We start from the raw sequence: 23,932 nt of genomic DNA, 5'->3' as shown, positions 1-23,932 counted from the left end.
GGAACACCGGTGCGCGAGCTCGTCGGGCGGTCCCTGCCCCGTGTCCGGCGAGCCCCGCCGCCTAGGATGCTCGCGAAGGTGTGAGGGGGCTGCCGTGCGACGCGTCATTCTGGCCGCGGCCGTCCTGTCGCTGGGCGCGGTGCTCGGTCCCGGGCAGAGTGCCGCGACCGCGGCAGCAGCCGGGGGCTCCGCAGCACTCGAAGGCGCGGCAACCACCACCGCCGGCTCAGCCGCAGGTGCGGCAACGCCCGCGGGTGCGGCAACGCCCGCGGGTGCGGTAACCACCGGCGCTTCGGGGGAAGGGCAGGCGCCGGCGGGCCAGGAGGCCGACGGGCCGGCGCGGCAGGCCGCCTGGTTCGCGGGGCGACTTCGTGCGGACCCGGTGCACGTCTCGGACCAGATCCCGTTCGCCCACCCCCGCTCGGCCGCGTCCCGCTTCGCCGCGCAGGCCGCGCGCACCGGCGTTCCGACCTACGTCCTCGTGGTCCCCTTCCACACCGCTCTCGACGCGCGCGAACTCCTTGACGCCGTCCACCGGGAGTTGGACCGCAGGGGCCTCTACGTCCTGGTGGACGGCACGTCCGGCGACGAGGTGGAGGCCGTGGCCCGCGGGGTGTCCGTCCCGGCCGCGGACGCGGCGCGGGCGGCGGAGTGGGAGATGCCCTCGGATGCGACGGCGCTCGACGTCTTCACCCGGTTCGTGGACATCGTGGGGCTGAGCGGGGCGAAGGCCGCCGCGCGCGCGTCGGAGGCGGAGGAGAGACGCCTCGTCGACGAGAAGCGTTCCGAGCCGTTCTACACCACGCGCGAGGCAAGGTCCGTCAACTCGGGTGTGGCGGGGGCCCTGGCGGGCGGGGTGCCGCTCCTCGTCCTCGCCGTCGGCTGCACGGTCTGCCGGCGCCACCGCGGTCACGGCCGCCGTGCGCTCGTGGGCTACGGGGTGCCGCTCGTGTGCGCGATCGGCGCCGCCGTGCTCGTGCACGCGGGCGCGGTGGCCTTCGCGCAGGGGGAGAAGGCCGTTCCGTCGGCCCGGCCGACCGCGCACGATCTGCAACTGCGCGCGGACCGGGTCGCGGAGGGGCTGCGCCGGGGGCCGGTCTACCAGGATCCCGAGTCGCCCGCCGCGCTCGACGGCAGCGACCTGACCGCCGTGCGGGAGCGGTTGTCCGGGCTGGAGGTGCCCGCCCGGCTGGTGGTTCTTCCGGCGCTGGCGAAGGAGGACGAGTCGGGCGGCGACGAGGACCTCTTCCTTCAGCGGCTGCACAAGAGCCTCGGCGAGGACGGTCTCTACATCCTCGCGGGAGGCGACGGCTTCGACGGGTACGAGGTCACCGTCGCCAACTGGGGTGTGAAGCTCGCCGCCAAGGAGCTGGACGACTACGGCGACTGGATCCGCTACGGCCCCGAGGACAGTGACGAAGAGCCGGCGCTGGGACGCCGGATCACCGCACTGGCCCGGCACGTCGAGGGCGTGCCCCAGGGCCCGCCCGGCCATCCCGAGGACGCGGGGCGGGTGGACGAGCCCGCGGACACGTCACTGGCACCGATCGACTCCGGTGCCTACCGCCCCGCGGCCGGCGGCGCGGCCGGGCTGGTACTGGCCGGGTGGGGTGCGCTCGCCGCGCGGCGGCGGATACGCGAGGGCGGACGTCTCACCGCCTCACTGCCGTGGGTTCCGGCGGCCCGGGCCGCCCCGGAGGCGGGAGGGCGGGACGCGCCCTCCCGTCCGCGCCGCCGGTGGCTCCGCCGGGCCGCGGGGCGGGAGCTGGAAGAACTCACCGCCGCGTTCGACGCCGCCGGGGGGCGCCTCGACAAGGCCGCCAGGGGCCATGTGTGGGCCTGTCTGGACGCCGCGGTGCTCCTGCTCGACCGGCAGGGCGACGGACGGATCGACGCGGACGCGGACACCGGCGACCTGGCGGCCGCGCTCGCGCTCGTCCGGGCGGGCCGCGCGGCGCTCGGCGTGAGCGGGCGGCACGCGGTGCGGCGCCGGCTGTGCTCCGTCAACCCGCTGCACGGTACGCACGAGCCCGCCAAACGTGCGGCCGGGTGTGCGGCCTGCCGCACGGCGGCCGCCGGGTCCGCACGGGCGCGCGGCCTGCTGCTGCCGGGGGCCGACGGCAGTCCGGTGCCGTACCGCGAGTCGCCGGGCCCACTCGGCCGCGCCGCCACCAGTGAGGTCCGGCACCTCATCCACCACGTCAGGGAGCGCTTCCATGTGTCCGACGTCTCCGGCTGACCGCTGCCGCCGGGCGGGCGCTGTCGTGGCGGCGCTTTCCGTTACGGCCCTCGGCTCGCCCGCGCACGCGTGGGCCGCTTCGCCTCAGGGCGCGTCGGGCGACCGGATCGCGGCCGCTCTGCGCTCCTCCCCGGTGCACGTCGCCGACTCCTACAGGGCGCGGATGTCGCGGGCCCAGGAGCGTGCGCTGGAGAGGCGGATCGCCGGGACCGGGCTGCCCATCAAGGTCGTCCTGATGCCCTTCACGGACAAGGGGGGCACGGGGCCGGACGCCTGGCGCGGCTCGGCCGAGCAGCTCGCCGCCGTCATGCACGAGGAGTTGGCGCGCGGCGGCGAGGAGTTCATCCTGCTCACCAACTCCGGCTGGGACGACGACCGGTCCGTGGAAGGCCACGAGTGGCCCGATGAGGAGCGGTACGAGGCCCGGTACGCGGCCTTGGCCGTCGGTGAACTCGACGGCATGCGGACGAAGGGCTTCGCCGCGCGCTTCTCCCGCGCCGTCGACCTCACGGCCGAGGGCAACGGCATGCGCGTCTACGAGAAGGCGCGGGAGAAGGAGGCGGCACGGGGCGTGGGCCACGGCGAAGGGCCGGGTGCGGCGCAGAACGGGGGCGGGGACGCGGCGCCGTCCGGGAAACCGGCGGCGGACGGCGGGAGCTTGGGGGTCCCCGCTTCCGCGGCCTTCCTCGCGGGAGGGGTGAGCGCACTGGTGCTCGGCGTGGTCGCTGTGCTGTGGTGGCGGCCCCGGCGGGCTGCCGTGCTCCCCGCGGCGGGGGCGCGGTCGGTGTTCGCCACCGCTCGTGGCGAGCAGGTCGGTGCGCTGCGCGAACGGGCACGCGAGGAGGTCGTCCGCCTGGGGGAGGACGTGTCCGGGCGCGAAGCGGCGGACGGTGGCGCAGACGGGATGCGTCGCGCCCTGGACGCGTACGAGGCGGCCACAACGGTGCTGGACGCCGCCGAGGGACTCGCCGACCTGGCAGGGGCGCTCGCGCTGGTCGAGGAGGGCCGGGCCGCGCTGCGGGCCCCCGCCAAGCGGGGCGCGCGGGCGGCCAGGAACCGTGAGGCGCTGCCGCTGTGCTTCTTCCATCCGCTGCACGGGCGTGGCGTGCGGCGGATCCGCTGGCGTCCGCTCGGGCAGCGCGATCCGCTGCGCGTGGCGGCGTGCCGGGAGTGCGCCGAGGCGGTCCGGGCGCACCGCCCGCCCGAGGTGCTGAGGGCACGGGACGGCGACAGCGAGGTGCCCTACTTCGAGGTCCCGCCGGAGCGGAGCCTGTGGGCCGCCACCGGGTACGGCTCGTTGACGGCCGACCCGCTGGCCGTCCGCGTCCAGCGGGGCGACTTCACCCGCGCGGCGGCGAACCGGGCCCGTGCCTAGCACACCACTCGTCGGGCGAGGTCGACCGTCCTCCACGTGCGCGGGACGGCCGAGGTCCCGTCCGGGTGCCGTGGGCATCCGGTACCGGGCCTTACAGCGCTGTTCGACGTCACGCGCGGCGGGATGGTTCACCGGGAGCGACGAGGTTTTCGCACGGACGGGCCGGGCCGTTGCCGTTGCCTTCGCCGTCGTCGGCGCAGGCGTCCGCCCCGGCCGGTGGCCGGGGCGGACGGCAGAGGGTCAGCCGGCTGTACGCCTGATCCGCCGCTCCCACGTCCGGGAGAACACCTCGGTCTCGCCGTCCCAGCAGGTGACCTCGTTCACGGCGATGAAGTCGCTCTCGTCGGCGCGGAGTTCGGAGCGGGTGCGCAGGCGGGCGTGCCAGCCCGGGGCCGGGCGGCGCAGTCCGACCTCCCACTCGGAGACGGCGCGGGCGCTGAGCGGGTCGCCTTCGTCGATGACGTAGGTCTCCAGGGCGTTCTCGGTGAACTCCAGCCCGTCCGGGTAGATGCGGGTGCCGCCGTAGCGGGGGTCGACCTCCAGCCGCCACCGGCCGGCGGCGACGTCGCGCACCACGCGCCTCTCGGGCCGCTGGGTGCCGGTCTCGGCGTCCGGGTAGCGCACGCCGAGGGGTTCGGCCTGCTCGGGTTCCCCGAACCGGATCGCGGGGGCGCCCTCGTCGGCCGCCGGGTTCCGTACGGGCAGTTCCAGGGTGCTGTGTGAGGGGTCGAGCACCCAGCCCGCCTCGCTGCCCGGCTGGGGCCAGATCCAGGGCCAGTAGGCCGAGGAGAGCGCGATCCTGATGCGGTGTCCCGCGGGGAACGCGTGGCCGATTCCGTTGAGTTCGAAGCCGACGTCCTCCGTCGCTCCGGGCTCCCACTCCACCACGCGGTCGCGCCCGTGCCGGGCCGAGAGGTTGAGTACGCCCCGGGTCACCAGGGTGGAAGAGCCGTCGGGCGCCACGTCGCACACGCGCGCGACGACCTGGCCGCGGGGGACCTGGCAGGTGAGGCGCAGCCGCACCCGCGGCCGTCCCAGCACCTCCACGCGCCCGTCCAGCACCGCGGAGTCGAAGCAGACGGACCGCCCGTCCTCCTCGCGCTGGTCGGGCGGCAGGTCGGCCTCGTTCCCGAACGGGAAGAAGCGTCCCGCGTCCACCCCGGTGTGCTGCGGTGAGCGCACCACGAACGGGCCGCTGCCCGGCAGCTCGTACGGCGTCATGGTGACGGCGGGGGAGGGCCACTGGGAGTCACCCACCCAGCGCCCCTCCAGCTGCGGGTAGACCGTCGCGGGCGGGTGCGACTCGCTGATCCACGAGCGCAGCAGCGGCTCGTCCATGACGCCGGTGTCCTCGTCCTTGAGCCACCGGTCCCACCAGCGCAGCGTCTCCTGGAGGAAGCCGATGGCGGGCCCCGGCGGCAGGCCGCGGTCCGGGTACTGGTGCGACCAGGGGCCGATCAGCCCGCGCACCGGAGCGCCGCTCTGCCTGGGCAGGTGTTCGACCAGCCGTAGCACGGTGTCGCGGTAGGGGTCGTGCCAGCCGCCGACCGCGAGGACGGCCGCGTCGACGGCGGCGTAGTTCTCGCAGGCGCTGCCGTGCCGCCAGTAGTCGTCGCGGGTCTGGTGGTCGAGCCAGGTGTGGATGAACGGGTCGAGCGCCTCCAGGCGGCGCAGCCACATGTCCCGCCAGCCGTCGCCGACCTGCGCGGGGTCCGGCGGGCGTGAGGCGAAGGCGAGCATGGTGGAGGCCCAGGCGTGCATGTCCACGGCCAGCACGGAGCCGCCCATGTAGTGCACGTCGTTGTCGTAGCGGTCGTCCGAGGAGCAGACGGTGACGATCGCCTTGAGGGCCTCGGGGGCGCGGGCGGCCAGCTGGAGGCTGTTGAAGCCGCCCCAGGAGATGCCGAACATGCCGACCCTGCCGCTGGACCAGGGCTGGGCGGCCAGCCAGGCGATGACGGCCTCGCCGTCGGCGAGCTCGCGCTCGTCGTACTCGTCGCCGGGCAGCCCCTCGGCGTTGCCGTGGCCGCGTACGTCGACGCGGACGGAGGCGTAGCCGTGCCCGGCGTACCAGGGGTGGCGCTGGGCGTCGCGCGGGGCCGTCCAGTCGCTCAGCCGGTAGGGGAGGTACTCCAGGAGCACGGGCACCGGCTCCTCGGTGACGGGCCGCCACACGCGCGCGTACAGGTGTTCGCCGGTCGGTGTGGGGATCCACAGGTCCTCACGGACGACGCGGTACGGGAACTCTTCAGGGGTGCGGATGTGCATAGCTGTAAATCTTCGGACATGTGCGGAAGGTTTCCGGGCACCGGGGGGTCCGCCGGGCGACGCGCTCGGCGATTCGGGCGCACGGGGCGGGGTGGCGGGCCCGTGCGCGCTCAGTGGATCGGGTGCCGGGCGCGCTCAGTGGATCGGGTGCATGGTGCGGCGCAGCCACGGGGCCACGGCGAGGACGGCGAGCCCGACGACGACGGCGACGGCACCGTTGAGCGTGAAGTAGAGGCTGTCCGCGATCCGGCCGTAGAACTTCACCGTCTGCGCCTGGACGCCGGTGGCCAGGGCGAGTGAGAGGAACCACAGGGCGAGCGCCTGGCTGCTGAAGGCGGCCGGTGCCAGCTTGCTCGTCGCCGACAGCCCGGTGGACTCCAGCAGCACGTCACCGACGCCGATGAACAGCACCGCCAGCACGATCCACACCAGGCTGATCTGCCAGCCGTCCCCCGACTTGCCCAGCAGGACGGGGACGAGCACGAGGAAGCCGAGACCGCCCAGCAGCACGCCGAACGCCAGCTTGTTCGAGGCCTGCGGCTGCCGCGGCCCCATCCGCTGCCAGGCGCCCGCGATGAACGGCGCGGAGAGCACCGAGACGGCACCCAGCGCCGAACTGATCCAGCTGGAGGGCGCGTGGTAGCCGAAGACGCTGGTGTTCACATGGTTGTCCGTGAGCAGCACCAGGACCGTGTACGACTGGAAGAGCACGAAGTTGAACGCCACGGAGGCCAGCCACAGCACGAGGAAGGGCCGCAGCCTGCCCCGCTCCTGCGGCGTCACCCGGGGGCTGCGCCACATGACGGCGAAGTAGGCGACGGGCGCCGCCATCGACACGTACGTCAGCGCGTCCACGAAGCCCGACAGTGTCAGCGCGCCCCCGAGCGACAGCGCCACGCACGCCCCGGCCACCACCACGAGACCGGCCGCGATCAGCCACACCGCGCGGCGCATGGCGGCGGGCGGCAGCGCGAACTCGGCGCCCTCCTTGCGTCCCGCCAGGTGCCGGTGTCCTGCGACGTACTGGATGATGCCGAACGTCATGCCGACCGCCGCCGCGGAGAAGCCCCAGTGCCAGTCGACGTCCTCGCCCAGCAGCCCCGTGACGATCGGGCCGAGGAAGGCGCCGATGTTGATGCTCATGTAGTAGAGCGAGAAGCCGGCGTCCCTGCGCTCGTCGGTGGCCGAGTAGAGCTTGCCGACCATGGCGGCGACGTTCGGCTTGAGCATGCCCGTGCCGGCGCTGATCAGCCCCAGGCCGATCCACGTGGAGGCGGCGGCCGGAATCGCCATCGCGTAGTGGCCGCAGGCGATGAGCAGGGCGCCGTAGAGGACCGAGCGGTAGGAGCCGAGCATCCGGTCGGCGATCCACCCGCCCGCCACCGACAGCAGGTAGACCAGGGTGCTGTAGCCGGCCGCGACGGAGGCGGCGGCGCCGGGCTCCATGCCCAGACCCCCGTCGGCCGCGGTGGCGGAGAAGAAGAGGACCAGGATGGCCTGCATGCCCAGGAACGAGAAGCGTTCCCAGACCTCCAGGCCCGACAGGGGGAGCAGCCCGCGGGGGTGCCCCAGGAAGTCACGCCCGGTGGGCGCCGCGTCGCCGGCGGACCCCGCGGTGTCCGCGGGCCCGTCGGGGGACGTAGGGTTTGCGCCTCCGTCCTGTCCGTGCGGCGTCGGGTCCTGGCTGGATCTGGGGGACACGGGTGGTGCTCCTGACACGTTCGGCGATTCGAGTGCCTCTGCTGTCCCGGACGCTCGCTTGCAAACCGCACCTAACGGGTGACGTGCAACATATCCCGTATATCTCCGCATTGCGCGCCAAGAACGTTCTGCTGGGCAGGCGCCGACCGTGATCGTTATGTGACCGGTTACGCTGCCAGGAGAGAGCGGAGGGTGGCCCTCGGCCCACGCGTGCCACCCGCGGTCCGCAAGCGCGACAGCAGTCGAGCAGCAGTAGGCCATCCGTACCTGTTCGTTCCACGTACGCAGACAGGAGTACCCCTCGTGACCGTCGTCGGGCCCTTCGGGCTGAGCGTGCGGGACCAGGCTCTCGAAGCCGATACCTTGTCGGGATTGGCGGCCGTCGAGGAGGGCCTCATCGAGGCCACCAAGAGCGACGTGCCGTTCATAACGGGCGCGGCCCAGCACCTGGTGCGGGCCGGAGGGAAAAGGTTCCGGCCGCTGCTGGTGATGCTCGGGGCGCAGTTCGGCGATCCGCACGCGCCCGGTGTCGTCCCTTCCGCGGTCGTCGTCGAGCTGACCCACCTCGCGACGCTCTACCACGACGACGTCATGGACGAGGCCGACGTGCGGCGCGGGGTGCCCAGCGCCAACGCCAACTGGGACAACTCGGTCGCCGTCCTCACCGGTGACTTCCTCTTCTCCCGCGCCTCCCACATACTGGCCGACCTCGGCCCCGAGGCCGTCCGCATCCAGGCCGAGGCGTTCGAACGCCTGGTCACCGGGCAGATCCTGGAGACGGCGGGCCCCGCCGAGGGCCACGACGCCATCGACCACTACCTCGAGGTCATCGCCGGCAAGACCGGCTCCCTGATCGCCGTCGCGGGCCGCTTCGGCGCCATGATGTCGGGCGCCGACGAGCGGACCGTCTCGGTGCTCACGCAGTACGGCGAGCGCGTCGGTGTCGCCTTCCAGCTCGCCGACGACGTGCTCGACATCGCCAGCGACGAGCACGAGTCGGGCAAGACCCCCGGCACCGACCTGCGCGAGGGGATCGCCACACTGCCGGTCCTCTACGTCAGGGCCCGCGCCGCGCGCCCCGAGGCGAGTCGCGAGGACCGCGAGCTGTGCGCCCTGCTCGACGGGGACCTGTCCGACGACGCCCGGCTCGCCGACGCGCTGGCCCGGCTGCGCGCCCACCCGGCGCTGGAGCAGGCCAGACGCACGACCGTCCGCTACGCCGACGAGGCCCGCGAGATGCTGGCGCCGCTGCCGGACAACGCCGCCAAGGAGGCCCTGGCGGCACTGTGCACCGCCGTGGTGGACCGGGCGGGCTGACGGCTTCTCACCTTCTGACGGCCCTCGGGCGGATGTCCGACGGCCCTCGGGCGGGCTTGTGCGGGCCTCGGGCGGGCTTGCGCGGGCCTCGTGTGGGCCGAACTGCACCGTGCCGACCCTGAGATGACTCGTGCGGGCGGCAACCGAAAGGCGGAGGGCGCGTCATCCCGGGGGAGTAGCGGGATCTGCCTCCGGCGGTTGACGCGGCGGAGCGGGGGATTTGTTGCCATAGGAGCAGCCCACCCCGCACCGATTCGGGTGAGAATGGCGGCGAGGGGTGGACGAGTGCGACCTTTTCAGCCGCCGCCGATCACGGAGGTAGGACAGACAGATGGCACAGATCCAACCGAGGAGTTCCCGGCGCAGGATGGTGCGCTACGGCGTGCCGGTCGCGGTCGCCGGGGTGGCCGCCGCGACCGTCGGCCTGGTGCCCGCGCTCGCCAGCTCTGGCGATCCCGACCTGCCCAAGATCAGCGCGGAGGAGCTGGTCGCCAAGATGACCAAGGCCAACGTCGAACACCTGTCCGGAACGGTGAAGGTCAGCACCGATCTGGGTCTGCCCTCGCTGCCGGGCGGCTCTGACGGCGGCTCGGGCGGCGGCTTCGGCGGTCCGCACGGCTCGGGTGACCGCGCCGAGAACGACAAGAGCGAGAAGCCCGACGTCTCCCCGGGCTCCGAGCTGACGAAGCTCGCCTCCGGGGAGCACACCCTCCGCTTCGCCGCCGCAGGACCCGACAAGCAGCGCGTCTCCGTCCTGGAGTCCACCGGCGAGTACAGCCTCATCCACAACGGGCGCCAGCTGTGGGCGTACGACAGCGCGGCCAACGCCGCCTGGCACTCCACGGTGCCGAAGGGCGCGCACGGCAAGAAGGGCAAGGGCGACGACGCGGCCGGTCCGGCCTCCGGTGCGACGCCCGGGTCGCTCACCCCGCAGCAGGCCGCGAAGCAGGCGCTCAAGGCCGTCGACACGTCCACCTCCGTGACGGTCGACGGCACCGCGAAGGTCGCGGGGCGCGACGCCTACCAGCTCGTCATCAAGCCCAAGGGGGCGCCGGAGTCCACGGTCGAGTCCGTCCGGATAGCCGTCGACGCCGACAAGGGGCTGCCGCTGAAGTTCACCCTCACCCCCAAGGAGGGCGACGAGCCGGCCGTCGAGATGGCCTACACCAAGATCGACTTCGGTAAGCCCGACCCGGCCGACTTCCGCTTCACGCCGCCCAAGGGCGCCGACGTCACCGAGGCGAAGCCGCACCAGGGCTCCGCCCCGAAGGCGCCCGAGGGACTGGCCGGGCTCTCCGGGGCGAAGATCGTCAACGAGGGTGCCGGCGACTGGTCCAAGGTCGCCAGGATCGACACCGGGATGCCGGGCGGTCTCGGCCCCGCGGCGGGCGCAAAGCCCGGCGGCGGGAGCGGCGAGCAGGCCCAGAAGCTGCTGGACGGCTTCACGAAGGAGGTCAAGGGCGACTTCGGCACCGGCAGGGTCATCAGCACCCGCCTGGTCAACGCCCTGCTGACCGACGACGGCGACCTCTACGTCGGAGCCGTCACCAAGGAAGGTCTCGTGAAGGCCGCCAACCAGGCGGCCCGGTAACCGGTCCTGACGGCCGACGGCCATCCGCGAAGCGACGGCACCAGCGAAGGGGGCACATGAGCGAGCCGACCGCCGCACATCAGGAGCAGGGCGCCGTGATCTCCACCCAGGGGCTCACCAAGCGCTACCGCGGCGGTCAGCTCGCCGTCGAAGGCCTCGACCTGTCCGTGCCGCGCGGCAGCGTCTTCGGCTTCCTGGGCCCCAACGGCTCGGGCAAGACGACGACCATCCGGATGCTGCTCGGCCTGATCGAACCCACCGACGGCGCCGCCCACGTCCTCGGCGCGCCGATGCCGGGCTCGGCCCGGCGCGTCCTGCCCCGCGTGGGCGCCCTCATCGAGGGTCCTGCGCTCTACGGCTTCCTGACCGGGCGGGAGAACCTGCTGCGCTACGACGCGGCCGACCCCACCGCCGACCCGCGCACCCGCGCCGCACGCGCCGACCGGGCGCTGGAGCGGGTGGGCCTGGCGGCCGCGGCCGCCAAGAAGGCGCGCGCCTACTCGCTCGGCATGAAGCAGCGGCTGGGGCTGGCCGCCGCGCTGCTCCAGCCGCGCGAGCTGCTCGTCCTGGACGAGCCGACCAACGGCCTCGACCCGCAGGGCATGCGGGAGATCCGCTCCCTGGTACGGGAGCTGGCCGACGACGGCATCACCGTCTTCCTCTCCTCGCACCTGCTCGACGAGATCGAGCAGGTCTGCACCCACACCGCCGTGATGCACCGGGGGCGCCTGGTCACCCAGGGCACGGTCGCGCAGATGTCGGCGGGCGCACGCGGCAGGCTGGCCGTCACCACGCCAGACCCCGGCGAGGCCGCCAGGGTGCTCAAGGAGGCGGGCGTGGCCGACCTGGTCACCGACGGGGAAGAGGTCAGCGGCGAGCCGCCGCCCGCACGCGATCTCGCGGACCTCAACGCGGCGCTGGTGCGCGCCGGGGTCCGCGTCCGCTCATTCGGGCTGCGGCGCGCCTCGCTCGAAGACGTGTTCGTCTCGCTCACCGGGGAGGGCTTCGATGTCGCAGGCTGAGACGGCGACCGGCGGCCTGGCGCCTCACTCCCCGACGCGGCCCGCCCGTGCGGTGTGGACACTGGGGCTCTTCCGCAGCGAGCTGGCCGTCACCTTCCGGCGCTGGCGCACCCTGGCACTGCTGGCGGTGCTGGCCGCCGTACCGGTCCTCGTCGGCATCGCGGTGAAGATCGAGACCGGCGACGGCGGGTCGATCGGCGGCGGCGAAGGAGGACCCGCCTTCCTCTCCCAGGTCACCGGCAACGGGCTGTTCCTGGTCTTCACCGCCCTGGCCGCCACCCTGCCGTTCTTCCTGCCGATGACCGTCGGGGTGATCGCGGGAGACGCCGTGGCGGGCGAGGCCGGCGCGGGCACCCTGCGCTACCTGCTGGTCGCCCCCGCGGGCCGCACCCGGCTGCTGCTGGCGAAGTTCTCAGCCGTCCTGGCGTTCTGCCTGGCCGCGACGGCGACGGTCGCCGTGTTCGCGCTGGCGACCGGAGCGCTCCTCTTCCCGACCGGGCAGGTCACCCTGCTGTCGGGCACCTCCGTCTCCTTCGGCGAAGGGCTGTTGCGCGCCGCGGCCATCGCCGTGACGGTCGCGCTCAGCCTCGTCGGCCTCGCGGCGCTCGGCCTGTTCATCTCGACGCTCACCAACAGCGGCGTCGCCGCCATGGCGGCGACGGTCGGCCTGCTGATCACCGTGCAGATCCTGGGCGCGATCCCGCAGCTGGACGAGATCCACCCGTTCCTGTTCACCCACTACTGGCTCAGCTTCGCCGACCTGCTCAGAGACCCCGTCTACTGGGACGACCTGCTCAAAAACCTCGGCCTCCAGGCCCTGTACGCCGCCGTGTTCGGCTCGGCCGCCTGGGCGAGGTTCGGCGCCCGGGACATCACCGTCTAGTCCATGAAGTCCTCGACGCTCATGTTGCCGATCGCCAGATTGCTCACCATGCTCCCGACCTGCTCGGGTATCACCCGGAAGGCGTGCCCGATGGGTCCCTCCAGGGGCACGGCCAGGACGCGGTGACCGGGGTCGCGCATGGTGGCCCCGTCGGCGATCAGAACGAGGTCTGCGGTCATCTGCCCTGAGTCCTCGCTGTCGCGGACCAGCGCCATGAGCTGCTCCGGGCTGCAGCCCTCGAACGCCGGGTCGTCCACGGTGTCGACGCAGTCGCTGAAGTCCTCGACGGGGTCGTCATAGCCGGGCCCCGGGCGGTGGATGGTGTCCAGGAACGAGGACCAGGCGGCGTCCTCGGCGAAGTCGGTACGCACGAGCAGACCGAAGTTCTCCTGGGTGAGCAGGGGCAGAGCCAGGGTCGGGGGTTCGTAGCGCGGTGGCGGGTTCAGCGACTCCAGGCAGGTCCCCACAGGATCGGGGAGGTCGTCCTCCTCGCCCGCCGCGGTCTCGTCCTCGTCGGGTCCGGCGGGGGCCTCCTCCTCGAAACGCTCCAGGGTGAATTCCTGGTACGGGCGGTGCAGCACCAGGTGGGTCAGGGCCGCTTGGCGGGGCGTGATCCGGAACGCGCCCCCGTCGGTGCCGCGGAACGCCAGCAGCGGACGCAGGTGGGGGTCGGCCGTGGTGCCCTCGTCGGCCATCAGGACCAGGTCGGGTATCCACGTCCCGCCGCCGTCCAGGGCCTCGCCCACCTCCTGCGCGGTGGTGCCCTGCCAGGCGCGGTCGTCCACCACGACCAGGCGCCGGGGAATGGGCTCCCGCACCACCGCGTGGGCCTCGCCCGGCGGGCGCGGCGCGACGAGACCAGGCAGTGCGCCCATACGGGAGAGCACGTCACGCCAGGCGTCGTCGTCGCCGTGGTGGGTGCGCAGCAGCAGCATGCCGAACACTCGCGGACCGCCATCGGCCGGAGGCAGGGGCAGGGCAGGACGCATCAGGGGTACCTCGTGAGCATCGCGGTGGACTGTCAGTCGCTCAGTTCTATCCGCCGGCTCTGACAACGCCCGGTTCTCCTGTCCTGCCCCCGGGCACAGGTCCGCCTCCACGGGGAGCGGGGACGGTTCACGCGTGCGGGGACGCCTCCGTGACGGCGGGAGTAGCGCTCTCCTCGTCCTCCTCGCCCTGTGCGCGGGCGCGTGCCGCCGCGGCGCGCAGAGCGGCGCGGCCCTTGTGGGCGTTGCGCAGGGCGTCCCATGTCAGCAGGCACAGCGCCACCCACACCAGGCCGAAGCCCGCCCAGCGCTCGGGCGGCATCTCCTCGTGGAAGACGGTGAGGCCCAGGACGAACATGAACGCCGGGGCGAGGTACTGCAAGAGGCCGATCGTCGAGAGCGGCAGCCGTACGGCGGCGCTGCCGAAGAAGATGAGCGGCAGCGCGGTGGCCACGCCCGCGCAGGCCAGCAGCAGCGCGTGGCCGAGGCCCTCCGTGGTGAAGGAGGAGTCGCCGCGGGCGCCGAGGAAGAGCAGGAAGCCCAGGGCCGGCAGGAACTGCACGGCGGTCTCGGCGCTGAAGCTCTCCACCCCTTCGAGTTTGATGTGCTTCTTGATCAGGCCGTAGGTGGCGAAGCTGAACGCCAGGCAGAGGGAGACCCACGGCAGCCTGCCGTAGGCGGCGGTCATCACGACGACGGCGAGGGCGCCGATGCCGACGGCGACCCACTGGGCGACGCGCAGCCTCTCGCGCAGCAGCAGCACGCCGAAGGCGATGGAGACCAGCGGGTTGATGAAGTAGCCCAGGGACGACTCCAGGACCTTGTCGGCGCTGACCGACCAGATGAACAGTCCCCAGTTGACGGAGATCACGGTGGCCGCCAGCACCAGCAGACCGAGCGTTTTGGGCTGCCGCACCAGCGCCGTCACCCACGACCAGCGGCGCAGCAACGCGAGGATCACCAGGGCCGTGGGCAGCGACCACACCATGCGGTGGGCGAGCACCTCGCCTGCGCCGGTGTCGGCGAGGGCGTGCCAGTACAGCGGGAGCAGCCCCCACAGTCCGTACGCCGCGAAGCCGAACAGCAGGCCTGTGCGCTGCGCGCTCGGTGCTCCCATGAGCCCTCCCCGCCTTCTGGTCCAGGTGTGGTGTGTCGGCCTCTCGAAGGTAGCCGGAGGGCTCCCTTCTTGTCATTTCCGTACTGAATTATGGTCCTGTCGGTCCTGTCGGTCCTGTCGGTCCTGTCGGTCCTGTCGGTCCTGTCGGTCCTGTCGGTTCCGCCGGTCCTCGGAGGGGCGGGTGAGACGCGGCAGGGCCCGGCACCGCGGGGTGCCGGGCCCTGCCGGGAGGCGGAGCGGGGTGGGCTCAGCCCACGACCGTCCAGGTGTCGTTGCCGTGCAGCAGCGCGGACAGATCGCCCTTGCCACCCTGTTCGGCCGCGTGTTCGAGCTGGCTGGCCATCTCGGTGTCGTAGACGGGCCGGCGCACATCCCGCAGCACACCGATCGGGGTGTGGTGCAGCGTGTCCGGGTCGGCGAGCCGGGAGAGCGCGAACGCCGTCGTGGGCGTCGCGGCCTGCGCGTCGTGCACCAGAACGCCCTCGGTGCCCTCCTCGGTCACGTCGATGATCCGCAGGTCGCCGGTGGCCGGATCCCGCACGACGCCCCGGGAGCCGAGACCGTCCTCGGCCGGCGCGCCGAACCTGATCGGCCGGCCGTGCTCCAGCGGAATCACGGCTTCCTGCGCCTGTTCCTTGTCCTTGAGCACCTCGAAGGCGCCGTCGTTGAAGATGTTGCAGTTCTGGTAGATCTCCACCAGCGCCGTGCCCGGGTGGTCGGCGGCGGCCCTCAGCACGCTCGTGAGGTGCTTGCGGTCCGAGTCGACCGTACGGGCGACGAACGAGGACTCCGCCCCCAGCGCCAGCGACACCGGGTTGAACGGCGTGTCCAGCGACCCCATCGGCGTCGACTTGGTGATCTTCCCGGCCTCGGAGGTCGGGCTGTACTGGCCCTTCGTCAGCCCGTAGATCCGGTTGTTGAACAGCAGGATCTTCAGGTTGACGTTGCGGCGCAGCGCGTGGATGAGGTGGTTGCCGCCGATGGACAGCGCGTCGCCGTCACCGGTGACCACCCACACGCTCAGATCGCGCCGCGAACTGGCCAGGCCCGTGGCGATGGCCGGGGCGCGGCCGTGGATGGAGTGCATCCCGTAGGTGTTCATGTAGTACGGGAAGCGGGATGAGCAGCCGATCCCGGAGACGAAGACGATGTTCTCCTTCGCCAGCCCCAGCTCCGGCATGAAGCCCTGGACGGCCGCCAGGACGGCGTAGTCACCGCACCCGGGGCACCAGCGCACCTCCTGGTCGGACTTGAAGTCCTTCATCGACTGCTTGCCCACGGCGCGGGGCACCAGCGACAGCGCCTCGGGCGCCGGCGGCGCCCCGGCCGACTGGGCCGGGGCGGTCTCCTGCGCGAGACCGGGGGACGTCTCAGCCATGTGCGAGGGCCTCCTTGAGTGCGGTCGCGAGCTGCTCGGCCTTGAACGGCAGACCGCGCACCTGCGTGTACGACTGCGCGTCGACCAGATACCTGGCGCGGATCAGGGTGGCGAGCTGGCCCAGGTTCATCTCCGGGATGACGACCTTCTCGTAACGCCCCAGCACCTCGCTCAGATTCCGCGGGAACGGGTTGAGGTGGCGCAGATGGGCCTGCGCGATCTCGTCACCGGCGGCCCTGACCCGGCGCACCGCGGCGGTGATCGGCCCGTACGTCGAACCCCAGCCCAGGACGAGCAGCTTCGCGTCCCCGCTCGGGTCGTCGACCTCCGTGTCGGGGACCTCGACGCCGTCCACCTTCGCCTGGCGGGTGCGGACCATGAAGTCGTGGTTGGCCGGGTCGTAGGAGATGTTGCCCGTGCCGTCCTGCTTCTCGATACCGCCGATGCGGTGTTCGAGACCGGGGGTGCCGGGCACCGCCCACGGCCGGGCCAGCGTGTGGGGATCGCGCTTGTAGGGCCAGAAGACCTCGGTGCCGTCGTCCAGCTCGTGGTTGGTGCCCGAGGCGAACCGCACGCGCAGGTCGGGCAGGTCGTCCACGTCCGGGATCCGCCACGGCTCGGAGCCGTTGGCCAGGTAGCCGTCCGAGAGAAGGAACACCGGCGTCCGGTAGGTGAGCGCGATGCGCGCCGCGTCCAGCGCCGCCGTGAAGCAGTCGGCCGGGGTGGACGGCGCCACGATCGGCACCGGCGCCTCGCCGTTGCGCCCGTACATCGCCTGGAGCAGATCCGCCTGCTCCGTCTTGGTCGGCAGGCCCGTGGAGGGACCGCCGCGCTGGATGTCGATGATCAGCATCGGCAGTTCCAGCGAGACGGCCAGCCCGATCGTCTCCGACTTGAGCGCCACGCCCGGGCCCGACGTAGTGGTCACCGCGAGCGAACCGCCGAACGCGGCACCCAGCGCGGCGCCGATGCCCGCGATCTCGTCCTCGGCCTGGAAGGAGCGCACCCCGAAGTTCTTGTGCTTGCTCAGCTCGTGCAGCACGTCGGACGCCGGAGTGATCGGGTACGAGCCCAGGAACAGCGGCAGGTCCGCCTGCTGGGAGGCGGCGACCAGCCCGTAGGAGAGGGCCAGGTTTCCCGAGATGTTGCGGTAGGTGCCCGGGGGAAAGGCGGACGAGGCCGGCGCGACCTCGTAGGAGACCGCGAAGTCCTCCGTCGTCTCGCCGAAGTTCCACCCCGCGCGGAACGCCCCGATATTCGCCTCGGCGATGTCCGGCTTCTTCGCGAACTTCGACCGCAGGAAGGCCTCGGTCTGCTCGGTGGGCCTGTGGTACATCCACGACAGCAGACCGAGCGCGAACATGTTCTTCGACCGCCCGGCCTCCTTGCGGCCCAGCTCGAAGCCCTTGAGCGCCTCGACGGTCAGCGTCGTCAGCGGCACCTGGTGCACGCGGTAGCCGTCCAGCGAACCGTCCTCGAGCGGGCTGCCGGCGTAGCCGACCTTCGCCATCGCCCGCTTGGTGAACTCGTCCGTGTTGACGATGATCTCGGCGCCGCGCGGCACGTCCGCGATGTTCGCCTTCAACGCGGCCGGGTTCATCGCCACCAGCACGTTGGGCGCGTCACCCGGCGTGAGGATGTCGTGGTCGGCGAAGTGCAGCTGGAAGCTGGAGACGCCCGGCAGCGTGCCCGCGGGGGCGCGGATCTCCGCCGGGAAGTTCGGCAGCGTCGACAAGTCGTTGCCGAACGAGGCCGTCTCCGACGTGAAGCGGTCTCCGGTGAGCTGCATGCCGTCGCCGGAGTCGCCGGCGAACCGGATGATCACCCGGTCCAGGCGCCTGACCTCTTTACTGCCGGCGTCCCGTCCCAAGCCCTGGCCCCCTCCGGGGCCGGACTGGGGCCCGGCTGGGCTTTCGACCTGACTGGTCACGGTGGATCGGACCTCCCTCAAGGCGGCGGCTCGTCAGCCATCGTACGTTGCTAAGGGTTGCCTTCCCGCAGCTGTTCCCATCGTGGACACATTTGTGAGACGGGCGCGGGCATCCGGGCGTCGTGGGCCCTCCGCGTGGACAGCGCCGCACCCCGGCACGCCCGCACCTGCCGCCCTCCCACCCGCTCCGACCAGCGGGAAAGCACCTCCTCGCGCAGGCACGCCCGCCGCCGGACCCTAGGAGTCCAGGTAGCGCAGCACCGCCAGCACCCGACGGTGATCCGCGTCACTCTGCGGCAGACCCAGCTTCGCGAAGATGTTGCTGACGTGCTTCTCGACCGCCCCGGGGCTGACCACCAGCTCACCCGCGATCGCCGCGTTCGTCCGCCCCTCGGCCATCGCGGCCAGCACCTCACGCTCCCGCGGCGTCAACCCGGCCAGCGCGTCCTGTCTGCGGCTGCGCCCCAGCAGCTGGGCCACCACCTCCGGATCCAGCGCGGTGCCGCCGTCCGCGACCCGCGCGACCGCCTCCACGAACTCCCGCACGTCCGCCACCCGGTCCTTGAGCAGATAGCCCACCCCGCGGCTCGACCCGGCCAGCAACTCCGTCGCGTACTGCTCCTCCACGTACTGCGAGAGCACCAGCACCCCAAGCCCCGGATGGCGCGCGCGCAGCCGGACCGCGGCCCGCACGCCCTCGTCCGTGTGCGTGGGCGGCATCCGCACGTCCGCGACCACCACATCGGGTGCCCGCCCTGCCGCGGCCAGCTCCTCCACCGCGGTGACGAGCGCTTCGCCGTCCGAGACGCCGGCCACCACCTCGTGCCCCCGGTCGGTCAGCAGCCGCGTCAGCCCCTCCCGCAGCAGAACGGAATCCTCGGCGATCACCACGCGCACCGTGCGCTCCACGCTGTTCTCCCCGATGGTCTCCCCCACGTTCCTCCCCACGCCCTTCCCCCACGCCCCCGGCCGCCGGCTCGGCGACGCCCCCAGCATCCCAGATCGCGGGCTCCGTTTCCCTTTTCGCCCTGCTCGCCCCGCCCTCGCGGGCACGCCGCCAGGGCAGCTCCCTGCCGCCAGGGCAGCTCCCCGGCCACCGCCAGGGCAGCTCTACTGTCACCGCCGGGGCGGCTCCGCCGTCACCGCCAGGGCAGCTCCGCCGTCACCGTCGTGGGGCCGCCGGCCGGCGAGTGCACCATCAGCAGCCCGTCCACCGCGCTCAACCGGTCGGCGAGCCCGGCCAGCCCCGAACCCCCCGCCACCGACGCACCGCCTCGCCCGTCGTCCGCCACCTGGAGGAGCAGCCGCTCACCGCTGCGCCATATCTCCACCGACGCCTGGCGCGCGCCGCTGTGCTTGCTGATGTTCTGCAGCAGCTCCGAGACGGTGAAGTAGGCGATCCCCTCGATGGCGGCCGCAGGCCGTTGCGGCAGCTCCACGGTGACCGCGACCGGAACGGTGCAGCGCGCCGCGACCGCCGACAGCGCCGGGCCCAGCCCCCGGTCGGTGAGGATCGCCGGATGGATCCCGCGCGCCAGGTCGCGCAGCTCCCCGAGCGCCAGCTTCACCTCCTGGTGCGCCTCCTCGACCACCGTGGCCGCGCCCCCGGGATCCTCACCCAGCTTCTCCTTCGCCATCCCGAGCCCCATCGCCAGTGACACCAGGCGCGCTTGCGCCCCGTCGTGCAGGTCCCGCTCGATGCGGCGCAGGTCGGCCGCCGCCGTGTCCACGACCACGCCGCGGTCCGTCTCCAGCTCCGTCACCCGCGCCGCCAGCCACGAGGGGCCCAGCAGGCCGCCGACCAGCACCTTGTCGACCTGCACCAGACCGCGGACCAGCCACGGCGTCAGCAGGACGACCAGCAGCCCGCACCCCGCGACCATCGCCAGCCCAACGGGGCCGTCCAGCGACCTGGCGTGCGCCGGCCACCGGGAGCCGAGGACGATGCCGTCGCTACCGACCTGGAGGGCGGGACGGTCGGCGTACCGGGGGAAGAGCCACTCCCAGGCGGGGTAGGTCAGCAGCGCCCAGCCCGAGCACCAGCTCGCCCCGGCCGCCAGGCAGCTGAAGAACGACCAGGGCAGGTGCAGCAGCGCGTAGAGCAGGTGCCGCCAGGACACCCCGCTGCGCAGCAGGGCGCCTATCCACGACATCACCCCGCTCGACCGCCGCAGCGTCCGCACCGGCTCGGGCTCCTGCACATCGAGCCCCAGCAGACCGCGCGCCCTGGCCCGCTCCAGGTGCCCCAGAGCCCGGCACCCCGCCAGGCCGGCCGCCAGCACCGGCAGCCCGACGAAGGTGATGAGCAGGGCGGCGCCGAACGCGAGCGCCCCGAAGGCATAACAGAAGGCGATGCACGCCAGCGGCAACCCCGTGGCCACGTACGTGAGCTCGCGCATCGACTGGCGGGCCAGCGGCGCCCGCAACAGGACGAGCCACCAGGGGCGGGGGAGAGGGGTCACCGTGGTCACCGTGGTCATGCCACAAGGATCCTCCGCTCCGGCGCGGCGGGTAATCCTGCGCACCGCAGTCCTGTGACGGGGGTTAACCCCACCCCGGGCCCGTGCTGCGGACCCCTGCTGCGGACCCCTGCTCCGGCGCCGTGCTCCGGCGTCCTCGCGGGCTCCGCCCGGCACTGTTCCGCGTACTGCCAGGGCGCCGGGTGCGGGACCGTCCCGGAGTGTGACGCTGCTGTCCTTCGGGAGTGCGGCAGGGCCTACACTCCGTGCGTACAGAACGTCGAAGGCAGACACCGAAAGCAACCGCCGAAAGCAACCACCGACACGGGACGGGACAGGTGCCGGACTACTTCCACGGCTACGCGGTCGTCGGGCTGGTGGCCGTCGTCGGTGTGCTCTTCGTGGGCGTGGCCTTCTCGGCCGGCCGGCTGCTGCGGCCCGTCGTCCCCACCCGCGAGAAGATGCTGACCTACGAGTGCGGCGTCGACCCGGTCGGCGAAGGTTGGGCACACACCCAGATCCGCTACTACGTCTACGCCTTCCTGTACGTCATCTTCGCCGTCGACTCGGTCTTCCTCTTCCCCTGGGCGACGGTCTTCGACGCCCCGGGCTTCGGCGGGATCACACTCGCCGAGATGTTCGTCTTCCTCGGCTTCCTGACCGTCGGGCTGCTGTACGCGTACAAGAAGGGCGTCCTGGAATGGACGTAACGCACACCCCTGACCCCGCACCGGCCCCGCGCCCCGAGGGCCGCCCCCGGCTCGGCCTGCTCTCGCGGCTGGCCCCCGAGCCGATGAAGGTGGTCCTCAACTGGGGCCGCCGCTACAGCCTCTGGGTCTTCAACTTCGGGCTGGCCTGCTGCGCCATCGAGTTCATCGCCGCTTCCATGGCGCGCCACGACTTCATCCGGCTCGGCGTCATCCCCTTCGCCCCGGGGCCCCGGCAGGCCGACCTGATGGTCGTGTCCGGCACGGTCACCGACAAAATGGCTCCCGCCGTCAAACGCCTGTACGAGCAGATGCCGGAGCCCAAGTACGTCATCTCCTTCGGCGCCTGCTCCAACTGCGGCGGCCCCTACTGGGACTCCTACGCCGTCACCAAGGGCGTCGACCAGATCATCCCCGTCGACGTCTACGTGCCCGGCTGCCCGCCCCGCCCCGAAGCGCTGCTCCAGGGCGTACTCAAACTCCAGGAGAAGATCGCCGCCGAGTCGACCGCCGACCGCTACGCCCACGCGTGCGGCCACGCCCGCGACACGGACCCGGGCCCCTCGGCCGCGGCCCTCACCAGCGACCTGGTGACCCCACCCGCGCGCCCGGTATCCGGCAACGCGGGCACCGGTGGCTCGGGTACCGGTGGTTCCTCGGCCGACAGCTCGTCCGACGGCTCGGCCGAAGCCGAGGAGGGGGAACGGTGACCGTGCCGCCCGAGCACCCCGGCTGGCTGCCGCGCCCGCCCGGCGAACTGTTCGGTGACGGCGCGAGCGCCGCGGAGGCGTACGGCCTGCTCACCGTCGACGTGCCCGCCGACTCCTGGATCCCCGCGCTCACCACGGCCCGTGACGAACTCGGCTGCACCTTCTTCGACTGGCTCAGCGCGGTGGACGAGCCCGGCACCGGCTTCCAGGTCTGCGCCCACGTGGCAGCCCTCCACCTGGCGGGAGCCGGCGTGCGCGGCCTGCTCCTGCGCACGACGGTCCCGCACGAGGCGCCCGCCCTGCCGACCGCCACCGGCGTCTACGCCGGTGCGGCCTGGCACGAACGCGAGACCCACGAGATGTTCGGCGTCGACTTCACCGACCACCCCCACCTCGAACCGCTGCTGCTGCCCGAGACCTTCGAGGGGCACCCGCTGCGCAAGGACTTCGTGCTGGCCGCGCGGGTCGCCAAGGCGTGGCCTGGCGCCAAGGAGCCCGGCGAGTCCGGGCACGGCGGTCCCAAGCGCCGCCAGATGCTGCCGCCCGGCGTCCCCGACCCCAACGAGTGGGGCCCCCTCAAGGGGCAGCTGCCCCCGGCCCCCACCCGAGAGCGCTCCCGCCGCGCCGCGGGCGACACCCCGCGGCGCGCGCGCAGCGCGGGCACGGGATCGGCCTCCCAGCGCGCGGACTCGTCCGGCACACCGGAGGGCACCGAAGCCGCCCCCGCGGCATCCGCCGCTCCGCGTCGCCCCCGCCGCAACCGCTCCGCGAGCGCCGGATCGGCCTCCCAACGCCCGGCGGCCCCGACGGAGTCGGCCTCGACGGAGGCGGCGCCAACGGAGTCTGCCCCGACGGAGGAGGCCTCGACGGGGCAGACCGAGCCCGCCGCGAAGCAGCCCGAGAGCGACCGCCCGGCGACCACCGAGTCGCCGTCCGGGGCTGGGCCCCGGTCCACGACCGAGTCGCCATCCGGGACCGAGCCCCGGCCCGGGACCGAGGCACCGTCCGCGCCGGAGCCGCCCCGTTCCGCCGACGCCCCGTGGCACCACGCCCGCCCGGCGCACGGCAGCGGGTCCGAGGACGCCGATTCCCGCACCGATGCGGGCGCTGATTCCCGCACCGATGCGGGCGCCGATTCCCGCACCGATGCGGGCGACGAGCCCCGCACCGAGGAAGACCGCAGCGACGGCGACGGAGCCGACCGCGGTGACGGCCGCACAGGCGACCGCAGCGACGACCGCGGGGAGGACGGAGCCTGATGGACGCTCTCGACGTGACCGTCCGGATCGTCGCCGTCTTCCTCGCCTTCCTCCTGCTGCCCTTGCTGGTGGGGCAGACCGAGCACAAGGTCATGGCCCACATGCAGGGCCGGGTCGGGCCCATGTACGCGGGCGGTTTCCACGGGTGGGCACAACTCGTGGCCGACGGTGTGAAGTTCGCGCAGAAGGAGGACGTCGTCCCCGACGGCGCCGACCGGCGGGTCTTCCAGCTGGCGCCCGCACTCGCGTTGATCCCCTACCTGCTGGTGCTCGTCGCGATCCCCGTCGCGCCGGGCCGGGGAGTGGTCCAGGCGCTGGATGCCGGGATCTTCTTCGTGCTGGCGGTGATGGGCGTCGGTATCCTCGGCTCGCTGATGGGCGGTTGGGCGTCGGCCAACAAGTTCTCCCTTCTGGGCGGTCTGCGCACCGCGGCCCAGCTCATGGCCTACGAGCTGCCGATGCTGCTCGCCGCCGCCTCCGTCGCGATGGCGGCCGGCACTCTCTCGCTTCCGGGCATCCTCGGGGTCTGGGAGTGGTGGTGGCTGCCGTGGCAGCTCGTCGGCGGTGTCGTCTTCTTCACGGCGGGCCTCGCCGAGCTGCAACGGCCGCCTTTCGACGCGCCGATCGCCGACTCGGAGATCATCTTCGGTGCGTACACCGAGTACACGGGGTTGCGGTTCGCACTGTTCCTCCTCGCTGAGTACGCGGGCATCGTCGTTCTCTCCGCGCTCACCGCCGTGCTCTTCCTCGGCGGCTGGCACGGTCCGTCCGCCGACGGCCTGGGCTGGCTGTGGATGCTGCTGAAGACGGGCGTGCTCGCCTTCGGCGTGATCTGGCTGCGGGTCAGTTATCCGAGGCTGCGCGAGGACCAGATCCAGCGGCTTGCGTGGACCGCGCTCGTCCCGCTCGCCCTCTTCCAGATCGCCCTCACCGGCGTCGTCAAGGTGGTGATGTAGCCGTGTCCCCCACGCCCTCCGAGCGCACGCCCTC

Annotated in this window: 18 protein-coding genes; 10 read left to right on the top strand and 8 right to left on the bottom strand. The window is 72.8% G+C overall.

Translation table 11 applies throughout. The features are described 5' to 3' along the window. Positions 1-94 precede the first annotated feature (94 nt). Entirely contained in the window at positions 95-2,239 is a 2,145-nt protein-coding gene (locus DTL70_RS21330; RefSeq protein WP_114023555.1) for a hypothetical protein, read from the top strand. Between the two features lie 25 nt (positions 2,240-2,264). Further along, the gene (locus DTL70_RS21325) at positions 2,265-3,614 is read left to right on the top strand and encodes a hypothetical protein (protein ID WP_245979498.1); all 1,350 of its coding nucleotides are present in this window, start codon (positions 2,265-2,267) and stop codon (positions 3,612-3,614) included. A 240-nt stretch (positions 3,615-3,854) separates the two neighbouring features. Here DTL70_RS21325 and DTL70_RS21320 read toward each other — a convergent pair whose 3' ends face one another. Together DTL70_RS21320 and DTL70_RS21315 are read right to left on the bottom strand one after the other, a co-directional pair. Continuing rightward, on the bottom strand, positions 3,855-5,882 hold the full coding sequence (locus tag DTL70_RS21320) for a CocE/NonD family hydrolase (RefSeq protein ID WP_114023553.1): 2,028 nt from the start codon (positions 5,880-5,882) through the stop codon (positions 3,855-3,857). Positions 5,883-6,017: 135 nt separating this feature from the next. Then, entirely contained in the window at positions 6,018-7,454 is a 1,437-nt protein-coding gene (locus DTL70_RS21315) for a peptide MFS transporter (protein WP_245979520.1), read from the bottom strand. 432 nt (positions 7,455-7,886) lie between these two features. On the opposite strand from DTL70_RS21315, the gene DTL70_RS21310 reads away from it, so the two are divergent. From DTL70_RS21310 to DTL70_RS21295, 4 genes are all read left to right on the top strand, one after another. Then, on the top strand, positions 7,887-8,900 hold the full coding sequence (locus tag DTL70_RS21310; protein ID WP_114023551.1) for a polyprenyl synthetase family protein: 1,014 nt from the start codon (positions 7,887-7,889) through the stop codon (positions 8,898-8,900). A 331-nt stretch (positions 8,901-9,231) separates the two neighbouring features. Next, complete coding sequence (locus tag DTL70_RS21305; protein ID WP_114023550.1) at positions 9,232-10,491, top strand: LolA family protein; 1,260 nt, start codon at positions 9,232-9,234, stop codon at positions 10,489-10,491. A 56-nt stretch (positions 10,492-10,547) separates the two neighbouring features. Continuing rightward, positions 10,548-11,513, top strand: coding sequence for an ABC transporter ATP-binding protein (locus tag DTL70_RS21300; RefSeq protein ID WP_114023549.1), 966 nt, complete (start codon positions 10,548-10,550; stop codon positions 11,511-11,513). Further along, positions 11,500-12,396 carry an ABC transporter permease gene (locus DTL70_RS21295; RefSeq protein ID WP_114023548.1) on the top strand — a complete coding sequence of 299 codons (897 nt, stop codon included), beginning with the start codon at positions 11,500-11,502 and terminating at the stop codon, positions 12,394-12,396. Before DTL70_RS21300 ends, DTL70_RS21295 begins: the two co-directional genes overlap by 14 nt. On the opposite strand, the gene DTL70_RS21290 is transcribed toward DTL70_RS21295, so the two are convergent. The 6 genes from DTL70_RS21290 to DTL70_RS21260 all read right to left on the bottom strand — a co-directional run bounded on the left by DTL70_RS21290 (position 12,393) and on the right by DTL70_RS21260 (position 20,287). Next, complete coding sequence (locus tag DTL70_RS21290) at positions 12,393-13,385, bottom strand: DUF6924 domain-containing protein (RefSeq protein ID WP_181861012.1); 993 nt, start codon at positions 13,383-13,385, stop codon at positions 12,393-12,395. The genes DTL70_RS21295 and DTL70_RS21290 overlap by 4 nt on opposite strands. Positions 13,386-13,512: 127 nt before the next feature. Beyond that, complete coding sequence (gene rarD / locus DTL70_RS21285; protein ID WP_114023547.1) at positions 13,513-14,499, bottom strand: EamA family transporter RarD; 987 nt, start codon at positions 14,497-14,499, stop codon at positions 13,513-13,515. Positions 14,500-14,746: 247 nt separating this feature from the next. Then, entirely contained in the window at positions 14,747-15,877 is a 1,131-nt protein-coding gene (locus DTL70_RS21275) for a 2-oxoacid:ferredoxin oxidoreductase subunit beta (protein ID WP_425470389.1), read from the bottom strand. Further along, positions 15,870-17,807 carry a 2-oxoacid:acceptor oxidoreductase subunit alpha gene (locus tag DTL70_RS21270; RefSeq protein ID WP_114023546.1) on the bottom strand — a complete coding sequence of 646 codons (1,938 nt, stop codon included), beginning with the start codon at positions 17,805-17,807 and terminating at the stop codon, positions 15,870-15,872. The genes DTL70_RS21275 and DTL70_RS21270 overlap by 8 nt, the downstream gene beginning before the upstream one ends. A 237-nt stretch (positions 17,808-18,044) precedes the next feature. Continuing rightward, on the bottom strand, positions 18,045-18,716 hold the full coding sequence (locus DTL70_RS21265; protein ID WP_114023688.1) for a response regulator transcription factor: 672 nt from the start codon (positions 18,714-18,716) through the stop codon (positions 18,045-18,047). A gap of 230 nt (positions 18,717-18,946) precedes the next feature. Beyond that, positions 18,947-20,287, bottom strand: a complete 1,341-nt coding sequence (locus tag DTL70_RS21260; protein ID WP_114023545.1) for a sensor histidine kinase — start codon at positions 20,285-20,287, stop codon at positions 18,947-18,949. 317 nt (positions 20,288-20,604) lie between these two features. Here DTL70_RS21260 and DTL70_RS21255 point away from each other — a divergent pair, with 317 nt between their 5' ends. From DTL70_RS21255 to DTL70_RS21240, 4 genes are read left to right on the top strand one after another with little or no spacing between them, the layout of a single operon-like run. Then, positions 20,605-20,976: an NADH-quinone oxidoreductase subunit A gene (locus tag DTL70_RS21255; protein WP_114018848.1), complete on the top strand. Its 372-nt coding sequence runs from the start codon at positions 20,605-20,607 to the stop codon at positions 20,974-20,976. Then, positions 20,967-21,683, top strand: coding sequence for an NADH-quinone oxidoreductase subunit B (locus tag DTL70_RS21250; RefSeq protein ID WP_114023544.1), 717 nt, complete (start codon positions 20,967-20,969; stop codon positions 21,681-21,683). Before DTL70_RS21255 ends, DTL70_RS21250 begins: the two co-directional genes overlap by 10 nt. Beyond that, entirely contained in the window at positions 21,680-22,942 is a 1,263-nt protein-coding gene (locus tag DTL70_RS21245) for an NADH-quinone oxidoreductase subunit C (RefSeq protein ID WP_245979496.1), read from the top strand. The genes DTL70_RS21250 and DTL70_RS21245 overlap by 4 nt, the downstream gene beginning before the upstream one ends. Beyond that, entirely contained in the window at positions 22,942-23,898 is a 957-nt protein-coding gene (locus tag DTL70_RS21240) for a complex I subunit 1/NuoH family protein (RefSeq protein WP_425470388.1), read from the top strand. The genes DTL70_RS21245 and DTL70_RS21240 overlap by 1 nt, the downstream gene beginning before the upstream one ends. Positions 23,899-23,932: the final 34 nt, after the last annotated feature.

The sequence above is a fragment of the Streptomyces diacarni genome (assembly GCF_003323715.1).
GTDB classification, from domain to species: Bacteria; Actinomycetota; Actinomycetes; order Streptomycetales; family Streptomycetaceae; genus Streptomyces; species Streptomyces diacarni.
Note: the sequence above shows the minus strand (reverse complement) of the source record. Positions and strands in the feature narration are given on the sequence as shown.

Coding starts and splice junctions, on each gene's coding strand:
- DTL70_RS21320 (WP_114023553.1), bottom strand. CDS start 5,882: ATGCACATCCGCACCCCTGAAGAGTTCCCGTACCGCGTCGTCCGTGAG.
- DTL70_RS21305 (WP_114023550.1), top strand. CDS start 9,232: ATGGCACAGATCCAACCGAGGAGTTCCCGGCGCAGGATGGTGCGCTAC.
- DTL70_RS21300 (WP_114023549.1), top strand. CDS start 10,548: ATGAGCGAGCCGACCGCCGCACATCAGGAGCAGGGCGCCGTGATCTCC.
- DTL70_RS21295 (WP_114023548.1), top strand. CDS start 11,500: ATGTCGCAGGCTGAGACGGCGACCGGCGGCCTGGCGCCTCACTCCCCG.
- DTL70_RS21290 (WP_181861012.1), bottom strand. CDS start 13,385: ATGCGTCCTGCCCTGCCCCTGCCTCCGGCCGATGGCGGTCCGCGAGTG.
- rarD (WP_114023547.1), bottom strand. CDS start 14,499: ATGGGAGCACCGAGCGCGCAGCGCACAGGCCTGCTGTTCGGCTTCGCG.
- DTL70_RS21275 (WP_425470389.1), bottom strand. CDS start 15,877: ATGGCTGAGACGTCCCCCGGTCTCGCGCAGGAGACCGCCCCGGCCCAG.
- DTL70_RS21260 (WP_114023545.1), bottom strand. CDS start 20,287: ATGACCACGGTGACCACGGTGACCCCTCTCCCCCGCCCCTGGTGGCTC.
- DTL70_RS21250 (WP_114023544.1), top strand. CDS start 20,967: ATGGACGTAACGCACACCCCTGACCCCGCACCGGCCCCGCGCCCCGAG.
- DTL70_RS21240 (WP_425470388.1), top strand. CDS start 22,942: ATGGACGCTCTCGACGTGACCGTCCGGATCGTCGCCGTCTTCCTCGCC.